This is a genomic window from Candidatus Nanopelagicales bacterium (assembly GCA_028687755.1).
In the GTDB taxonomy this organism is placed as follows: Bacteria; Actinomycetota; Actinomycetes; order S36-B12; family S36-B12; genus UBA11398.
In genome coordinates this window covers 1-16,085 of the sequence record JAQTZL010000004.1, presented here as the reverse complement: position 1 = coordinate 16,085, position 16,085 = coordinate 1, and the positions used below count along the sequence as shown (strand labels likewise).

At 53.2% G+C, this 16,085-nt stretch carries 14 protein-coding genes; 7 read left to right on the top strand and 7 right to left on the bottom strand.

Annotation, left to right across the window (positions count from 1 at the left end):
- Positions 1-24: 24 nt before the first annotated feature.
- Genes PHN51_06660 through PHN51_06645 form a run of 4 tightly spaced genes read right to left on the bottom strand, consistent with a single transcriptional unit; the run spans position 25 to position 5,481 of the window.
- Complete coding sequence (locus tag PHN51_06660; GenBank protein ID MDD2818461.1) at positions 25-1,725, bottom strand: glycosyltransferase; 1,701 nt, start codon at positions 1,723-1,725, stop codon at positions 25-27.
- Positions 1,725-3,467: a glycosyltransferase gene (locus PHN51_06655; protein MDD2818460.1), complete on the bottom strand. Its 1,743-nt coding sequence runs from the start codon at positions 3,465-3,467 to the stop codon at positions 1,725-1,727. Before PHN51_06655 ends, PHN51_06660 begins: the two co-directional genes overlap by 1 nt.
- Before the next feature lie 2 nt (positions 3,468-3,469).
- Entirely contained in the window at positions 3,470-4,690 is a 1,221-nt protein-coding gene (locus PHN51_06650; protein ID MDD2818459.1) for an ABC transporter ATP-binding protein, read from the bottom strand.
- Positions 4,687-5,481: an ABC transporter permease gene (locus tag PHN51_06645; protein MDD2818458.1), complete on the bottom strand. Its 795-nt coding sequence runs from the start codon at positions 5,479-5,481 to the stop codon at positions 4,687-4,689. The genes PHN51_06650 and PHN51_06645 overlap by 4 nt, the downstream gene beginning before the upstream one ends.
- A 149-nt stretch (positions 5,482-5,630) precedes the next feature.
- Here PHN51_06645 and PHN51_06640 point away from each other — a divergent pair, with 149 nt between their 5' ends.
- Positions 5,631-6,890: a hypothetical protein gene (locus tag PHN51_06640; protein ID MDD2818457.1), complete on the top strand. Its 1,260-nt coding sequence runs from the start codon at positions 5,631-5,633 to the stop codon at positions 6,888-6,890.
- A 94-nt stretch (positions 6,891-6,984) separates the two neighbouring features.
- Positions 6,985-8,208: a hypothetical protein gene (locus tag PHN51_06635; protein MDD2818456.1), complete on the top strand. Its 1,224-nt coding sequence runs from the start codon at positions 6,985-6,987 to the stop codon at positions 8,206-8,208.
- 31 nt (positions 8,209-8,239) lie between these two features.
- On the opposite strand, the gene PHN51_06630 is transcribed toward PHN51_06635, so the two are convergent.
- Entirely contained in the window at positions 8,240-10,093 is a 1,854-nt protein-coding gene (locus tag PHN51_06630) for a glycosyltransferase (protein ID MDD2818455.1), read from the bottom strand.
- Positions 10,094-10,263: 170 nt separating this feature from the next.
- Between PHN51_06630 and PHN51_06625 the strand changes: the two genes are divergently transcribed.
- The 3 genes from PHN51_06625 to PHN51_06615 are packed head-to-tail and all read left to right on the top strand — an operon-like array spanning position 10,264 to position 12,686.
- Positions 10,264-10,641 carry a type II toxin-antitoxin system RelE/ParE family toxin gene (locus tag PHN51_06625; GenBank protein ID MDD2818454.1) on the top strand — a complete coding sequence of 126 codons (378 nt, stop codon included), beginning with the start codon at positions 10,264-10,266 and terminating at the stop codon, positions 10,639-10,641.
- Positions 10,638-10,949 carry an XRE family transcriptional regulator gene (locus PHN51_06620; protein MDD2818453.1) on the top strand — a complete coding sequence of 104 codons (312 nt, stop codon included), beginning with the start codon at positions 10,638-10,640 and terminating at the stop codon, positions 10,947-10,949. Before PHN51_06625 ends, PHN51_06620 begins: the two co-directional genes overlap by 4 nt.
- A gap of 24 nt (positions 10,950-10,973) precedes the next feature.
- Complete coding sequence (locus tag PHN51_06615; protein ID MDD2818452.1) at positions 10,974-12,686, top strand: hypothetical protein; 1,713 nt, start codon at positions 10,974-10,976, stop codon at positions 12,684-12,686.
- 32 nt (positions 12,687-12,718) lie between these two features.
- Here the strand turns inward: PHN51_06615 and PHN51_06610 are convergent, their stop codons facing one another.
- The gene (locus tag PHN51_06610) at positions 12,719-13,546 is read right to left on the bottom strand and encodes a glycosyltransferase (GenBank protein MDD2818451.1); all 828 of its coding nucleotides are present in this window, start codon (positions 13,544-13,546) and stop codon (positions 12,719-12,721) included.
- On the bottom strand, positions 13,543-14,679 hold the full coding sequence (locus PHN51_06605; protein ID MDD2818450.1) for a DUF1972 domain-containing protein: 1,137 nt from the start codon (positions 14,677-14,679) through the stop codon (positions 13,543-13,545). The genes PHN51_06610 and PHN51_06605 overlap by 4 nt, the downstream gene beginning before the upstream one ends.
- A gap of 67 nt (positions 14,680-14,746) precedes the next feature.
- On the opposite strand from PHN51_06605, the gene PHN51_06600 reads away from it, so the two are divergent.
- Both PHN51_06600 and PHN51_06595 read left to right on the top strand, forming a co-directional pair.
- Positions 14,747-15,343, top strand: coding sequence for a dTDP-4-dehydrorhamnose 3,5-epimerase family protein (locus tag PHN51_06600; GenBank protein MDD2818449.1), 597 nt, complete (start codon positions 14,747-14,749; stop codon positions 15,341-15,343).
- A gap of 372 nt (positions 15,344-15,715) precedes the next feature.
- Positions 15,716-16,085 (top strand): helix-turn-helix transcriptional regulator (locus PHN51_06595; GenBank protein ID MDD2818448.1); only part of this gene is annotated, 370 nt, incomplete at its 3' end.

The following is a 16,085-nucleotide window of genomic DNA, read 5'->3' as shown; positions in this document are numbered from 1 at the left end:
TGTTTTTGTTCTCTAGGAGTCTTACTAACCTCGCGAGAACTTGCCTTTAACCTTGCGCAGTTTTTCTGTTGCTCGATAGGCCTTGCTCGACATAATCGATGCAAGTGCTGCATCGGCCGATGCAGTGCTGGTCACCGTGCTGGTAAACACCGTTTGCATACCGATCACGTGCTGGAAGAAGTCAATGAGTTTCTCGGCAAATCCCGCCCAGGTGTGTTGCGCAATGGCGGCTTGAAGGTGCGCGATGCGCTGATCTGCAGCTTGTGGATCCTTGAGGAGCTCGGTCAGATCCTTGGCAAAGGCATCAACAGTCCACAGCGTTGGTGTTGTGGTGACCTGACTAATTTCTTTCAACGGACCAAAGCTTGCAAAGGTTGTCGGCGTTCCAAGTGCTGCTGCTTCGTAAGGAACAAAGCCAAAGCCTTCAGCACTTGAGGGGTAAAGCACTGCATGCGCATTGGCGAGCAGCCATTCACGTGAGTTTGGAGTGACGTGACCGATTGTGTGAACGGACCCGCGAAGATCGACATGCTTTGCGAGCAATGCTTCTTCACCTTCCTTTGAGCTGCTGCTCTTCACGTGCAATCCCGCAAGCACTAAATCGCAGGATTCACCGGCTTGCAGCACTTGCTGCCACACAGCAATAGCGAAGTCACGGTTCTTATGTTGGAAGTCATTTCCGAGCACCAACACAAAGCGGCGATCACCAAGGTTCTTGACGAGATCTTTGAGATCTTCATCTGGCTCATCAGGAGCGGTTGCAGCCTTGATGTGATCAAGGCCAAGGGCAATCGGTTGAACTCGGTCTTTTTCCAAGCGTGGCGTTTCTTCTTCAAGTCGGTGCGCGACATCGGCACTAATCGTGGTGATGCCATCAACACTGAGCGCAATGCGGCGCTGCATGCTGCGATAGGCATTCCACGCATCAGTTGATGCGTGATACCTAGGGATGTCATATGCGATGAGGTCCAAATAGGTCGTGACTACGCGTCGCCCGTAATCGCGTGCCGCGGAAATATCACTGCGGCCATCAATCTGATTTGGATACCAGACAACATCTGCCGGCTCATCAAACGAACCTTCATCGTTGGCGGCTAGACGTACCTTGCTGAGCTGCTCAAGATGCTTTGCGTAATCAGGCAATTCATCCAAACCAAAGAGCGTGATCACATCAATGCGATCATCGTGCGCCAACGCTTCGATCGCTGCAGTGGTGAGCACCTGCGCACCTGTTTGGTGAGGCCCCAGCCACGTTGCATCGATGGCGACGTTCAAGTTGCGTGCCTTGAGGGGCTGAGTATGCGAGGTGATGAAGTGAGAGCTGCTTGGATCGTTCGCTTCGGCTTCATCTACTTGACTCAACTCAATGAACGTCGCGGCCTTTGCTACGTCGCGGTGATTCGAAAGCCACCAGTCATGCCACAGGCCGCGCTCTGATGCCTTGATGCACCACTCGGCTAGAGCTTGAGCATCGTCTTGAGTTGGCAAAGCGCCGACAAGATCTTCAGCATCCTTGGCTATTGCGATCACTGGGCCTTGCGGGGCACTTGAACGCAACCAGCGATCAGTCAACTGAGCATTGGGGTTGAGTGAAAGCGAAACAATGCGCGGATCACGATCGATCCGGCGGCCGAACTCCTCCATGCGATCCATCGTGAGCAGCGCGGCATCACCAAACACCACAAGGGTGCGCCCACCACGGGAGCGGAACGTCGGTTGATTCATTACAGGGCCTCGTAAATCCGCTGCAGCTCTGGGTTCAGTGCTGGTGAGTAATAAGGATCATTGTTGAGCATTGATGACCAGCGTTCAACAAAGAGTGCATGTTCTTGTTGGTCTGTCTTCTTGCGAGCCATCGTCGCACCTTCGTAGTGAACGAAGTGGGCATACGGGGTCCAAGCCACGCGATAGCCGGCTTCGCGTACGCGCAAACAGAAATCAACATCGTTGTAATCCTTGGCAAACGCCACATCAAAGCCCTGAACCTGATCGAACACACTGGTACGTACCAAGAACGCCGCTGCGGTCACTGCTGCGTAATTGCGTGGGGTGAGCGTCGAACCAAAGTAGCCAGGTTCTTTATTGGGCTTGCTAATCCATGCATGGGTGGGCCCGCTCGGCAACAACACCATGCCTACATGCTGGAAGCGAGTATCCGGATACGTGAGCTTTGCTCCAGTTACTCCGACTTCATCGATCTGACCGATCTCGAGCAACTTAGTTACCGGATTTGCTTCGGCAACGGTGGTGTCATCGTTCAGAAGAAGTAAGTAGTCACCTGTTGCCGCCGCGCGGCCTGCATTGATTGCTTCAGAGAAATTGAAACTTTGGGTGTCATACACAACGTGCTTGAGTTCATGCTTGTCGAGATTGCCGACTTCAACATGTGGAATCACACCTGTGGTCACAATGATGATCTCAAGCGCAGTTTCAGTTTCGTTTTCGATCAATGACTTCACTGCATCGTCGACATAACGGCTGGTGCCACGATCATTGAGGGTGCCAATCGTCGGAATGATCACGGAAACCTTGTGAGTTCCCTCAATCTTCGGATGCACTTCATTCAAGCCTTGAATATGACTTGGTGCGACGGTTCCACCATTGAAGGTTCGATCGATGTGTTCTTGCTGTGCACGCGCCGCAGATTGCTGAGCCCACGGCTTTGCGTCAATGGAAAGTGCAGTCGACTCACTCCATGCTCGCCAGTGATACAGCGGAAGGGGAATGCGCACCACGTTTTTCAACTGCGGAAGGAGTCGCAAAGCAAGATCGAAATCTTGAGCACCATCCATGCTGGTTCGCAACCCACCTACAGCATTCATCTGCTCGCGCTTGAACACGGTGAAGTGACATAAATACATCTGGGTCAGCAGAAGTTCTGGTGAGAACGAAGGCTTGCAGTAAAGGTCGTAGTGCTCGCCCTTTGGGCTGAGCTTGTCTTCATCTGAATACACCGCATCAGGGTGCGCATTGGTTTCGATCGTCTGGCTAAAGAGTTCAACGCAACGTGGATCCAAGGCATCATCATGATCGAGCATGCCCACGTATTCGCCATGCGCGTGGCTTAAGGCTGCATTTAATGCGGAGCTAATGCCACCGTTTTCTTTGGTGACCACGCGAACTCGGGCATCGGTTGCGTGAGCTGCTGCAAATGCCGCCAGATATTCAGCGACTTCAGGCTTCGTTGATCCATCGTTTGCAACCACTAATTGCCAGTTGCTTGCTTGCTGCTTGATAACTGAGTTCAAACACTCATCTAGGAAATCAATCGGTGGGTTATAGACCGGAACGATGATGGAGATAGTGAAGTCGTGAGTGGTGGTTCCAGGCGCAATGGTTTCCGCTTGCGCTAACCACGCTTTGTAATGCTTGCCGATGTTGCGTTCATACACCTTGCGCTTGACGTAACGCTTCACTCGGCCAGCGCGACGCTTCGCCTTGATCAGTGGGTTGGATTCACTGACCACGATTACTTCAATCGGTATTCAGCTTGAAGTTGAACAAAGCCTTGGCCAATTTCACCGGATGCGCTGCGTACTGGGAACTCAGCCGCATCATTCCAAGAGTCGAGCAACTTGGCGCCAGTGTGGTCAAACACATCGACGTGTACGCGATAACGCCCTGGTAGCAAAGGGTTTTGAAGCAGGTCCATTTCCACCATGTGATCACCGGCGGGTACGTAACTGAAATCAAAGCCTGCTTTGTGATTGCCAACCATCGTCACGAGCGGGCCTGATTCATGCTGCAACGCGATGCGCACATTTGGCCCAAGCACTGTTTCGGTGAGGTGCATGCCGACCTTGATTGTGAAGGTGGTGCCAGTTTCCGCATGATTCAACGGCGTGCCATCGGTACTGGTGAGCGCTACTGACTTCAAACGAAGATTGCTTTGTAAGCCCCCTTCGTGATCGGCTTCATCACGCTTAGCTTCAGCGAGCGGATTCTTTGAAGATTCTTCAGCGTTCACGCGCTTGAGATAACTCGCCACAACATCAGTTGGCTCGCCAATTTCTTGCAAGGTACCGCGTTCAAGCCAGGCAACTTCATCACAGAGTGCTTCTAGTTGGCCAAGGCCATGGCTCACAACGATGATGGTTTTGCCGGCTTTACGAAGTGAATAGAGATGGTCAAAACACTTACGCTGGAACTCTTCATCGCCAACTGCGAGCACTTCGTCAACGAGCAACACATCAGGCTTCATATGCACAGCAACAGCGAAACCAAGACGCACATACATGCCACTTGAGTAATGCTTCACGGGATCGTCAATGAATTCGCGAAGGCCGGAGAAATCAATGATCTCGTCGGTTACTTCTGCTATTTCTTTACGTGGCAGGCCAAGAATCGAACCATTCAAGCCAATGTTTTCCCGGCCTGTCATTTCCGGATGGAACCCAGCGCCAAGCTCAATCAGCGAAGCGATACGGCCCTGGCTGGTGATGGTGCCTTGCGTTGGTCGGTAAATTCCGCCGATCATTTTCAACAGTGTTGATTTTCCGGAACCGTTATGACCAATGAGGCCGTAGACACTGCCCTTTGGAACATTCAGTGACACATCTTTGACAGCCCAGAACTCTTCAGCGCGCTTGCCTTGCCCGCGCACGATGCGTTCTTTAATGGAATTGCGACGCTCGCTGCTGCGCATAAAACGCTTGCCAACATTGGAGATTTCGACTGCGTATTCGCTCACAGCATTTCTCCGATGTCTTCGCTGAAGCGGTTGAAGATGCTAAAACCAGCCCAGAACACAAGGAAGCCACCGACAAGAAGCGCCAACACTTCAAGCACTGACACCGCAGTCAATGTGTACATCGCATCGTGCATTGCTTGCACGTACCAAGACATTGGATTGAGTTTCACGACCCATGCAAGTGCGCTGCTGTGTGTTTCAACCAAGCTCATTGGATACAGCACTGGGGTCAAGAAATAGAGAGCACCGAGCACAACACCAACGATGTACATCACATCGCCAAAGCGGGCGTTCATGATCGAAAGCATCAAGCCAATGCCCTGAGCAAAAAGCGCGGTGCCAATCAAAATTGGAATGGCAATGAACCAGGTAAAGCCGATGTTGCCCAGGATCAAGAACATGCCGATTAATACGACGAGCTCAAGAGCTACCTGAATCAACTGCACGATGCTGGCGCCGAGCACGGGGGCGTAGGCCGGGAAGTGCACCTTCTTCAGCAGCTCACCGTTGCTCTTGAGTTGGGTCATCGACAGCGTGACCAAACTAGAAAACAAATTCCAGGTGACCATGCCGGTGAAGAGATAAGCCGCGTAGGAATTCTCGCCATTGCCCATATTTGGGGCCTGAACCCGGAACACGATGCTGAAAACGGCAGCGAAAATAACCAGGGTTGCAAGGGGCTGCACCAACGACCAGGCCCAACCCAGCACGCTTGCGCGGTAGCGGGTCGCAAAATCTCGGTTGGCGAAGGCCCAAATCAGGGCATGTTGCTTCTTGAGGGCCGTCAGCACGTGGCTTCTCCCCAAGCGCCCTCGTGAGGCGCGATAAACAACATGCCCCAATGCTAACGATCTGGCGCTAAGGGGCTGCGCTCCCACGATGAGCAGGGATAAAGCCCTCATTCGGCGTAATCTGTGCTCAAACCATCTAGGAGGTTTGAATGTTGAATTCTGCGCGCCGCTCGCGCACGACCCGCCGTGTTGCCACTGCAGCACTGGCACTTGGAATTGCCGCTGGAACCACACTTGCTGTGGGCACCGGCGCACAGGCCGCAACGAAGGCCGGCATCTATGCCCCTAATGGCATGGTTGGTGTCCCTGAACTCATTGCAGTTCAGGTTTCTGGCCTCAACGGTCAAACCATCACTCTTGGGCTTTCGTCAGGCGCTAACTCCTCGACCGTGAATGCGATTGTGGGAGCTAACGGCTGGGCAAGTGCTTCTTGGACCCCATCAGCTGCTGGCGCTTGGACGATCAACGCACTTGGTTCGGCAATTGCTGCTGGTTCCACCACCATCACTGTTGCACCCGTACCTACCTACACCGTGCTGATGGCACAGCAGGCTGTTCAGCAGTTTGTCTCGAATACTTTGCAAGCTGCAGTAGTTGCGCCAATCGGCACGATTGCTCCAACAGGCAGCGTGTACTTGGCCACTGCTGGCGGTAACGGCATCACAACCCAGCCAATCTCCGGTGCCTACGGTGCTGCAACAGCAACAGTTGGCTTGCCTTGGACACCAGGCACTGGTGGATCACAAGCCCTCGTTGCTACGTACCAGCCAAGCAATGGCAACTTCACTTCATCAACGAGCCCAATCTCGCAGCCGTTTGCAACCACTGCAGACACCACGGTTGCAATGCGATGGCCAGCAAACTTGTACGCAGGCACACCAACAGTGTTGCAAGCGGTGCTCGGGGCTGGAATCCCTAACGGATCTGTTGCCTTCTCAATGGACGGAACAGGCATCAGTGGATCACTGCCAACGGTGAATGGTGTTGCCACGTACCAGTGGACCCCACCAACCACCGGCATTCACACCATTGCTGTTTCGTACACAGGTAACCCTGTTGCAGGTCAAGCAGGCCAGGCAAGTGGTACGAATTCACAAACAGTGAATATTCAAGGTGCTCGTGCAGTCGACAACATTGTTGTTGATCCACCAAGCCAACCAGCTTGGAATATCGCTGCACCGATCGTGATGACTGTGGGTCAGCAGGTCACTCTTGCTGCAACCACTACCTCAAACACCACGGTGTTGTTCAGCGAACAAGGCCCTTGCGTGATCAACGGTTCAGTTCTGACTGCACTTGGTGCAGGTCAGTGTCAGGTCACTGCATTTACTGCAGGTAATGCTCAGCTGACACCAGGCTCTGAGACCTACACGATCACAGTGAAGGCAGCACCAAAGAAGAAGAGCTAACGTTTCACAGATTCGTCGGGGTAGGAGTTCGCTCCTACCCCGACTTTCTTTTTGCCCTGATTCGGTTACTGTCATCGTTGATCAAGGAGACAACATGTTGAAGCGCACTTCCCTCACTGCTGCGGTGCTTGCAGCGGCATCCTTCACTCTTGCTATGCCAGCGTTTGGTGCGCCTCGCACTGTGCCGGCTCCATACGTAGCAACTGCGAACGCGATGGTCGGTGTTGCGCAACCCTTGAATGTGTTTATTCCCAAAGCGCGCTCAACTTCAGTGGCCTTTACTGCGTCTACTGGTTCAGTTTCTCTTGCGTTGCCTATCTCTTTGAATAGTGCCGGATTCGGTGCAACCACGTGGATACCAACCACGAGTGGTGTGTGGACTATTACTGGAACCGGTAGCGCTGCGTCTGTTTCGACTCAGGTTCCCGTGCTTGCAACTGCAACCTCAATTTCATTGAATACCCCAAATCAATTGCAGTTCAATGTCGAGTCAAATCTGACAACGGCTTATGTGCGTGCACTAGCAGGCTCTGCTCGGCCGCAAGGTTCTGTGACGCTGCGGAAGTACTTGGTGGGTACCACTGGTCCGGTGCTTGGTACTGGTTGGTTGCAACCAACAAGTGATCCGCTGGTTTCGGTAGCCAATATTCCGTGGACTCCAGATGCCTTTGGCGCATACCCAGTTGTTGGTACCTACAACCAACAAACACCAGCCTTTGCTCCATCCGCTTCTTCGGTTGAACAACCGGAGATCGTTGGCTACGCACCAATGGTTTCGTATCGCTTTGCCCCAGCCCTTCGCGTAGGTCAAACGTCAACAATTAGCGCGGTGCTCGGTGCAGGCATAGTTGAAGGCAGTGTTGGTTTTCTCTTCGATGGTGTCGCACTTCGCGGTTCGGTGCCAACGATCAATGGTGTGGCATCAATGAATTGGACTCCGCCAACAGAAGGATTGCATTTTTTACGCGCTGAATTCACCGGCAACAATCCTGGCTACAGCAATGTTTCTACTCAGCAAATCAAAGTGTTGCCTGCGTTAACCACTGATCAGATCACCACAACTGTTGGCGCAACAACGCTTTATCCGGCATCACCATTCGCCATGGCTCGTGCGACGAGTCAGGTTGTGAGCGGTTTTGCAACTTCAGGATCGTCTGTGTTGTTCAGTGTTGATGGCCCGTGCGTAATGGCTGGTTCACGATTGAATGCAATCGGTAAGGGTTCCTGCACACTGACAGCCACATCATTTGGTAGCAGCACATCAGTTGGAACGTCGGTGCGTTACTCAATCACCGTGGGTGATGTCGCTGCGAGCTGATCGGCTTCCTATTTGCTCGATCGAATGCTCGCTAGTTCGCGCCGCGCCCTTTGATTTTGCGTAGAGGCGCCGTGACCTTCCACGAGCGTGTGTTCTGAATGAAGTCGATCTCTTGGCGCAAGGCTTCAGCTGCTGACTTGTGAGCCAGCACTTCTGCGGTGAGGTCGTCAGCTTTGAGCACCACAAATGAACGAATACCCATGAAGCCTTCGATGGAATTCGTGGCGTCGGTAACGGTCAGGCTTACTTGAGCGGACTCTCCTGCTCGCCCGTCTCCAAGAGGCAACTTGATCACTGAACCGAGGTAGACCTCTTCTTTGACGGGACCACCTGGGCCACTGGCATCGATGGTGACCACGCCGGGCATTGATCGGGTAGAGATGAGCAGCACGAGCGAGCCGGCAACCGGGCGCTCAATGCGGAAGTCGGCACGCTTGCCTGGGCGAAGTTCATTGCCCCACACCTGAGGGGAGCCAAAGGTGCCAATGACTGCTGCGTCAACGATTTCGAAGTCTCGCTCGCCTCGTGGCTGGCGCAGCATGGGTGTCAGGCCTTCGCTTTGAAGATGCTCGAGCACTTGGTCGGCGTAGCCAGAGTCGGGAGCAGGTGAGCCCACGCTGAGCATGTATTCACGACCGAGTTCGATTGCGGGAACCATGAGTGGCCTGCTTCCTACAGCTTGCGCTGCTGCAATTTCTTGATTGATGACGTCGGCAACTTTGGCCCAAGTGATCGATGGTGTGGTGTCTGATGCAATGCGTGCTTCAAGTTGCGCACGATTTTCTTTATTGAGTACTGCGTCAAGTGCATGGATAAAAGCTTGCTGATTGTCCGTTTCGAAATAGATGGCGAGATCTCTGCCTGCTTCACGAAGTGAAGAGTTGTCCGCAACAACGGGAACCTTGCCAAAGGCAATGCTTTCAGAAACGGGTAAACCCCATCCTTCGTAATTCGATGGATAGATCGTGAATTCCGCACCTGCATAAAAATCAGCGAGCTCTGCATCACTCACGCTCGTGCTGAGCACACTGACCTTGCCGTCAAGACCGTGGCTAGTGACGTACTGAGTTAAAAATTCCGTTGCGTGCCAACCTAAACGGCCCACACACACTAAATCGGGCACATTGTCAGCGCCATGAGTTTCAATGAGTTCGCGCCACGCATTGAAGGCAAGTATGTGATTTTTGCGTGACTCAACTGTGCCTACGAAGAGCACGTATGGTCGTGGCCAAGATTGTGTGTTCGTGTGATTATTGTCGAAACTCTGGGGTGTTAATCCGCATGGCAATCCTGTTGCTGCTCCTGGCACTACTTCATAGCCATGGGCTTGTGCATAGGTTTCAAAATCGCGACGGCTTGAATAAGAAATAGCTGGGACACGGCTGGCTGTCTGACAAATCAAATTGAGGTAACGCTCAAAGAGTTTGTTCACTGCCGCGGTGTGACCTGTTTGCAGCACTGGTGTGAGGTCATAAAGCAGATCAACAAGAGTCGCGCCTTGAGCATGCGCATCGCGCGCAGCCAACATCAACGCATCGTTTATCCACAGCGCTCCGAGGAAGAGCAACACATCGCCTTGATTGATCTTCACAGGCGTTGCGGTGGCCGCACGGTTCAGTGCTCCGGTTGCTGCGGCTGCCAGCTCATCGCGGCTTGCATCGCTGCCGGCTCGGGCTCCGCGATGGATCAGCAAGTGGTGTTCTGAATGGCTGAGCTGGACGAACACACCTCGGCCACGATCCAGGATCACGGCATGGGCCGCTGTTTCCGAGTGGCCTTCGAGGAGCGGGGTGGTCTCAGCGATTACGCGCTGGACACCAGAGACGGATTCGCGGCGCTGCAGGAATTCGACGAGGTCAGTGACGTCGATCAGCAGGGCGGACACCTCAAAGAGCCTAGTGGGAATGCTCCTCTTGCCCGTGCCTTGCGCATGAGGGTGTGGCCTGTGGATAGCCGTTTGATCACTTCTGCCTTGTCGGCTCACACTGGCGGTTTTCTAGCCAAAGGAGCGGTCGGTCATGCCAAATATTTACTTCTCACACGATCTATTTTAGAATGCAAGAGTTCTATTCTGAGAGTCGTCAATCACGATGGGTGGTGGTTGTCGTGGTTGAGGTGGCGTCTTGGATTCAGTCCCTTGATCGCTCCGCTTATGACCGAATTAGCGACGGGGTGGAGGCTCTGAGCGAATTCGGGCCGACTCTGGGTAGGCCGCTGGTTGACCGAATACATGGAAGCAAGTTCGCGAATATGAGGGAGCTGCGGATTGGCACCTTTCGAATTCTGTTTGCCTTCGACCCGGCGCGTAATGCAGTGCTCCTCCTGGCCGGAGATAAGCAGGGTGAATGGAACAACTGGTACCGAAGGGCAATTCCCATTGCCGATCAAAGGTTTGAAGACTGGCTACACGCACGAGAGGAAGAACGACCATGACTGAGTGGGTTCGTTGGGAGGATGTTAAGAAGAAGCGGCCGCGTACGCCCGAGCAAGAGGAAGCTGGTCGTCGCGCAATACAAAACCTCATTACTGGATATGAGCTTGCACAACTTCGCAAATCCAGGAAACTCACCCAGGTGCAAGTCGCAAAGGTCATGGGTGTTTCCCAGCGCAGAGTTTCAGCAATTGAACGTGGAGAAATCGATCGTTCAGAAATCACAACGTTACGTGCCTACATCAATGCGCTTGGAGGTCAGATTCGAATCGTCGCCGATTTTGGCGATGAGTCAACGCAGATTGCTTAACTATTTCCCTACGCTTCATTCATCATGACCCGCATTCGCTCACGTTCTGCCTTGACCGACATCGCTCTGGTGCTCGGCGTGTGGGCCATTGTGATGTGGGGTGTGGGTGCCAAATGGTGGACCGGCTTTAACTCCCCTGACTCTCAATTCTCTGCAACCTTGGCGATCTTTGGCCATTCAGTGCACGACCGAGCAATCGACGGCTCGTACTACTGGACGCGTGTTGGGTACTTGGCTCCCGTTCATGGGCTGATCAAAATGTTCGGTATCTGGGGCGGCTTTGCCATCTGGCGGGGCCTGATGTTGTTGCTCATCATTGGTGCGACCTATTGGCTCGCGCGTCGATTAACTGGTCGAGCACTTTCAGTGGCGCTCGCATTTTTCGTTGGCCTCAACACCATGGTGCTCAGCTACTTGGGCAATACCTACGCAACTGGCTCGGCCATGGCTGCAACGTTCGTAGTCATCACTCTTGGTGCATCGCGCTTACGTGCTGTTCCTGGGCGCGGCTATCACCTCGCGCAACCAATTCTTGTTGGCTTGGTTTTCGGCTGGCTGGTGATGCTCAACCCTTACAACGCAATGCTCGCCGGGTTCCTTTGGCTTGGCATTCGCGTCGTTGCATGGTGGGTTGATCGGGTAAGCGCACTCGCGCTCATGCGCGAATTGCTGTGGATTGTTCTCGGTTTCGCTATTTCCTTTGCGGCTTTTCTTCTGCTTGGTCGCACAATGTTCCCGGGCCTTGATTGGTTTGGCACGTATCGCTCGTGGAACGCAAAACTTGATTACGCATCGTTCATAAGTGATCCACATATCTGGACGCGAGACGTGGCTTTCTTGGTTCTGCTGCTGTCAGTGCTCGTAGCAGTTTTCGCATTGGTGTTTGTGCGAAACCGCTGGACATCAACGGCTCTCGTGTTGGCACTTGGCAACATCGCTTACACCCTTGGCTACATGCAGCTTATACCTGGCCCGTGGATTGAAGCCCCGCACTACGCGGCAATGTGTTGGCCAGGAGCCCTTGCCGCAATCGTGATTGCTATTGCTGCTGTTTTCGGGCAACGGCAGGTAACGCTTGTTGGCTGGCTCATGATTCCTTTCTTGATCGTGTTCATGGTGTGGGCAGGCAACTCAGATCGCATCTTCGATATGAGTACTGGGCTTTCCATTGTGCTGCTCACCTCCGCTGTGGTGTTTGTGACGCTGATGCTCTGCGCAACACGTGGATCACTCGTAGGTTGGCTTGCCGTGATGTTCGCCTTGATCGTGTTGGGCTTGGCATCACAGTTCTTGCAGAATGGCCGTGGCAATCTCGGCATCTACGGCCAATACCCAATGAACGCTGCGTATTTTGATTACCAAGTTGAAGACCTCATGAGATCAAATGTTGCGGCGCAAGAGTTTGTGCTCTCGCAAACTTCACCAACTGATCGCATCGCTACCTGGACAGACCCAGATCGCCTCACCAGCACGATTGCAGCAATGCAACTGTGGGGTAAATACAACAACGTTGCTGAAGGTGCTGTGTTGTCTAGTGATGGCGCGAATGAGCTTCAACAATTGCTACGCCCAACAGCGCTTGCGCTCTATGCACCTTCGCAATCACAAGTTGATGCGTTCTATGCATCAATTCCGGCAGCTCTTGCACCTACACCCTTGGAATGCACCACAGTCCCTTACTTAGGAATTGGATCGCCGACCGCATCAATATGCGTCACGCATTTGCGCGGGCTTTAATTCGCGGCTGTTGCGTTCTCGCCGTTTACCGCTTAACGGCTAGCGATGTACAGCGGTACTAGGTCGTAGCTGCGCTTGATCGTGCGAGGAAGTCTCTTGAGGTGCCCACCTAACCAACTCGCCTTGCTCGCCTGTTGATTCGCAGTATCAAGCCCAACTTGCTGTTCTGCCGTGATGCGGTAATCAATCACTGGGGTGGTGTCGATAACTAAACCGCGATGCGCGGTTGCTGCCAAACTCCACCAACGATCATGTAACCAACCCTTTGGCACATTAAAACCTTGGAACTTCTCTGGCTTGATCGCACTGGCTCCGCCAGTCGCAACGGAATGCTTCATGACATAACTGAATTGCTGCGTAGTGCGCAGCTCATTGAAATCTGCTGGCACTGGGAATGAACTGCGCAGGGTTTCTTGATGAGATGTTTGCGGCAAAGACGTTTGATCTACTGCTGGATTGTCATCTCTTTTGATCAGACCATCGGCAGCCACCATCACCGCGGTGGGGTTCTCTTCAAAGCTCTTCACATGCTGCGCAATGCGATGTTCATGCCAAAGGTCATCGTGATCACCGAGCACGATGATTTCCATGCCCGTGTTTTGCGCTTCCTTCACGCCTTGCATGAAGTTTTGGGCAATGCGGGTGTGAAGGTCTGATTCCTCAGTTTTTGCTGGGTGAATCAGGTACTGAATACCAGAACTCACGAGCTGTTCATGCACTACCTGGATCGTATTGTCAGCAGAATGATCATCAATCACGGCAATGAAGTCAGGCAACTGGGTTTGGTTCTTGACGCTTTCCAGTGTTTGCGCAATGAAATGCGCAGAGTTATGCGTGACGATGACAACGCCGACGGTCATTTCCTCGCGCCTTCGTTTTTGCTTGTGTTTTTCTTGCTGTCATACAGCTTCTTGATCAATGCTTCATATTGATCAGTGACTTGATCCCATTGATAATGCTCAAGAATTCGTTGTTGGCTCTTTGCTTTGAGTTCGGCGAGCTCTTGGTCTTTGGCACCCGTTGCAATCTCATTGAACAAGGCTGTGAGTACATCCGCATCAGCCCAGAAGAGTGCTTGGTTATTCGTCACTTCGCGATTGAATTCAACTTCATATGCCAACACTGCGGCGCCTGCACCCATGGCGCGCAGCAAACTCGGATTCGTGCCACCAACGCTATGGCCATGAATATAGGTGGTTGCATTTCCATAGAGCTGGTCAAGAAGTTCTTGGTCGTAAATACCGCCGGTGAAGCGAATGCGCGGATCATTGGCCGCTGCGCCATGCACTGCATCCACGTACCACTGGGAATACGGAGCACTACCAACCACAACCAGCGGTTTGGTTTCGTTACTTGCCTTGTATGCATGCACTGCTTCGAGCACATGATTTTCTGGCTCAAAGCGTGCGACCACCAAGTGATAGTTGCCTTGCTCAAGGCCAAGTTCATGTAGGCGGGTACTTTCCGGATGAATCACGGGGGCGCCATAGGCAATCACGACACAATCTCGGCCATATCCCGCTTTCACGTGATCGGCGATGGCTTGCGCGTCAGCAATCACTTCTTGGCCTTGCTTCACTGAAGCGTCTTCGGCCCACTTGTAGTACTTGGCTCCCGCGCCACGCCACTTCTCACGCTTGGATTCAAGACCATCCAGGTGAATCGCGGTGGGGATTTTCGCGAGCTTGAGTGGGCGAAGTAGTGGGGCATTTCCAGCGTTCAGCAGCAGCACCACGTCAGGGCGATCTTTGATGATGGCGTGAGCGGTGCTGAAGGTGGTGTGACTCAAGGTTTCGGTGAATCGATGCTTGATCGCTGGAAGATTCACCAGATGCATGCCGAGGTACTCGGTCTGCTTTTGACCAGGGTTGCGGCAATAGACCGTCACCTCATATCCGCGAGTAACCAGGCGCTTGCCGATTTCTTCAACGGCCGTTTCGAATCCGCCATAGGTGGCTGGGACACCTCGGGTGCCCAGGATGGCGATTCGCATTGGGTCAGCGTACTTGGCTCTTCGTGGCAGCCACGGTTCCTGATCGCACTGGCGATAACCTTCACGGGTGCAGGTCAATGAGTTAGCAATCGAAGGCGTGTGGTCGTTCACCCCGCTGCAGCGGCCCGATGATCGCGGAGTCTTTCTGGAAGCCTTCAAGGCCGACATGCTGCGCACCGCTTCTGGCCATTCACTTGCACTCGAGCAAATGAATATTTCGGTTTCCAAGCTCGGAACTGTGCGCGGTGTGCACTTTGCTCAGGTGCCTCCCGGTCAAGCCAAATATGTGCAGTGCTTCAGCGGACGCATTCTCGACATCGTTGTGGATATTCGGGTGGGCTCACCAACCTTCGGTCAGTGGGATGCGATCGAACTCAACGACGAAAACCGCATCGGGCTCTACATCTCTGAAGGCCTGGGGCATGCGTTCTGCGCACTCTCAGATTCTGTAACCGTTGGCTATCTGTGCTCTGAGCCTTATGCACCAGGCCGCGAACATGGCATTCATCCACTTGATCCAGCCCTTGGCTTGCCGTTCCCCGAGGGCACGGCTGCATTGCTTTCACCAAAGGATGCGGCGGCGCCGACCTTGGCCCAAGCTGCTGAGCTCGGTCTGTTGCCAACCTATGACGAGTGCAAGTCGTTCATCGCAACCTTGAAATAGGGGTATAGCATTCGTGCTATATATCTGGTAACGTTCCTTGATGTGGGAAGTGTTGTGGCACCCGGATGCCGAGGACGAGCGCCTCATACTTCCTGCGCGCGAACTAGTTTCGCTGCTCAATGCGGTTGAAAAACTTGAACACCTCGGGTTTCGTCTTCCCTTTCCGCACGCAAGCGGAATTCAGGGAGTCGGGGGCGAACTTCGAGAACTCAGACCGCGTGGAGGAGCGAGCCCATGGCGTGCCATTTACGGATCGATAAGCGAGACATTTGTGGTGTTGTCCGTTTGTCCTGAAGCAAACAAAAACAGAAGAGCGTTCGATAAAGCAGTGAGAGCAGCGATGAAGCGGTTACTGGAGACAGAGGAATAGCGATGGCGAAGTTATCGGAAATGCGTAAGGCCGCTGATGTCAAAGCGACAAGTTTCAAAGATTCAAGTGTTGCTGTACATGCAGCGCGCATGGCATTCGCTCACGAAGTCGCTATCCAAGTGATTGCTTATCGTGCTGATCGAAATCTCTCGCAGACTGCCCTTGCCAAGGAACTTGGCATGCAACAACCGACTATTGCGCGCTTGGAAGCAGGGGAACACGAACCCAGCAGCACAACGCTTGAGCGACTTGCGCGTGTCCTTGGAATGGAATTCCAGATGGCTATCACTCAGGAAATTCCAGTCATGCATTTGGTTTCAGTCAAAGTGCCGAAACTTCCTAAGAATGAAACAAAACGCCGACTCGTGAGTT

Excerpts from the sequence above, each read along its gene's own strand:
- PHN51_06610 (MDD2818451.1), bottom strand. The coding sequence starts at position 13,546 with ATGACCGTCGGCGTTGTCATCGTCACGCATAACTCTGCGCATTTCATT.
- PHN51_06615 (MDD2818452.1), top strand. The coding sequence starts at position 10,974 with ATGACCCGCATTCGCTCACGTTCTGCCTTGACCGACATCGCTCTGGTG.
- PHN51_06640 (MDD2818457.1), top strand. The coding sequence starts at position 5,631 with ATGTTGAATTCTGCGCGCCGCTCGCGCACGACCCGCCGTGTTGCCACT.
- PHN51_06625 (MDD2818454.1), top strand. The coding sequence starts at position 10,264 with ATGCAAGAGTTCTATTCTGAGAGTCGTCAATCACGATGGGTGGTGGTT.
- PHN51_06620 (MDD2818453.1), top strand. The coding sequence starts at position 10,638 with ATGACTGAGTGGGTTCGTTGGGAGGATGTTAAGAAGAAGCGGCCGCGT.
- PHN51_06635 (MDD2818456.1), top strand. The coding sequence starts at position 6,985 with ATGTTGAAGCGCACTTCCCTCACTGCTGCGGTGCTTGCAGCGGCATCC.
- PHN51_06660 (MDD2818461.1), bottom strand. The coding sequence starts at position 1,725 with ATGAATCAACCGACGTTCCGCTCCCGTGGTGGGCGCACCCTTGTGGTG.
- PHN51_06605 (MDD2818450.1), bottom strand. The coding sequence starts at position 14,679 with ATGCGAATCGCCATCCTGGGCACCCGAGGTGTCCCAGCCACCTATGGC.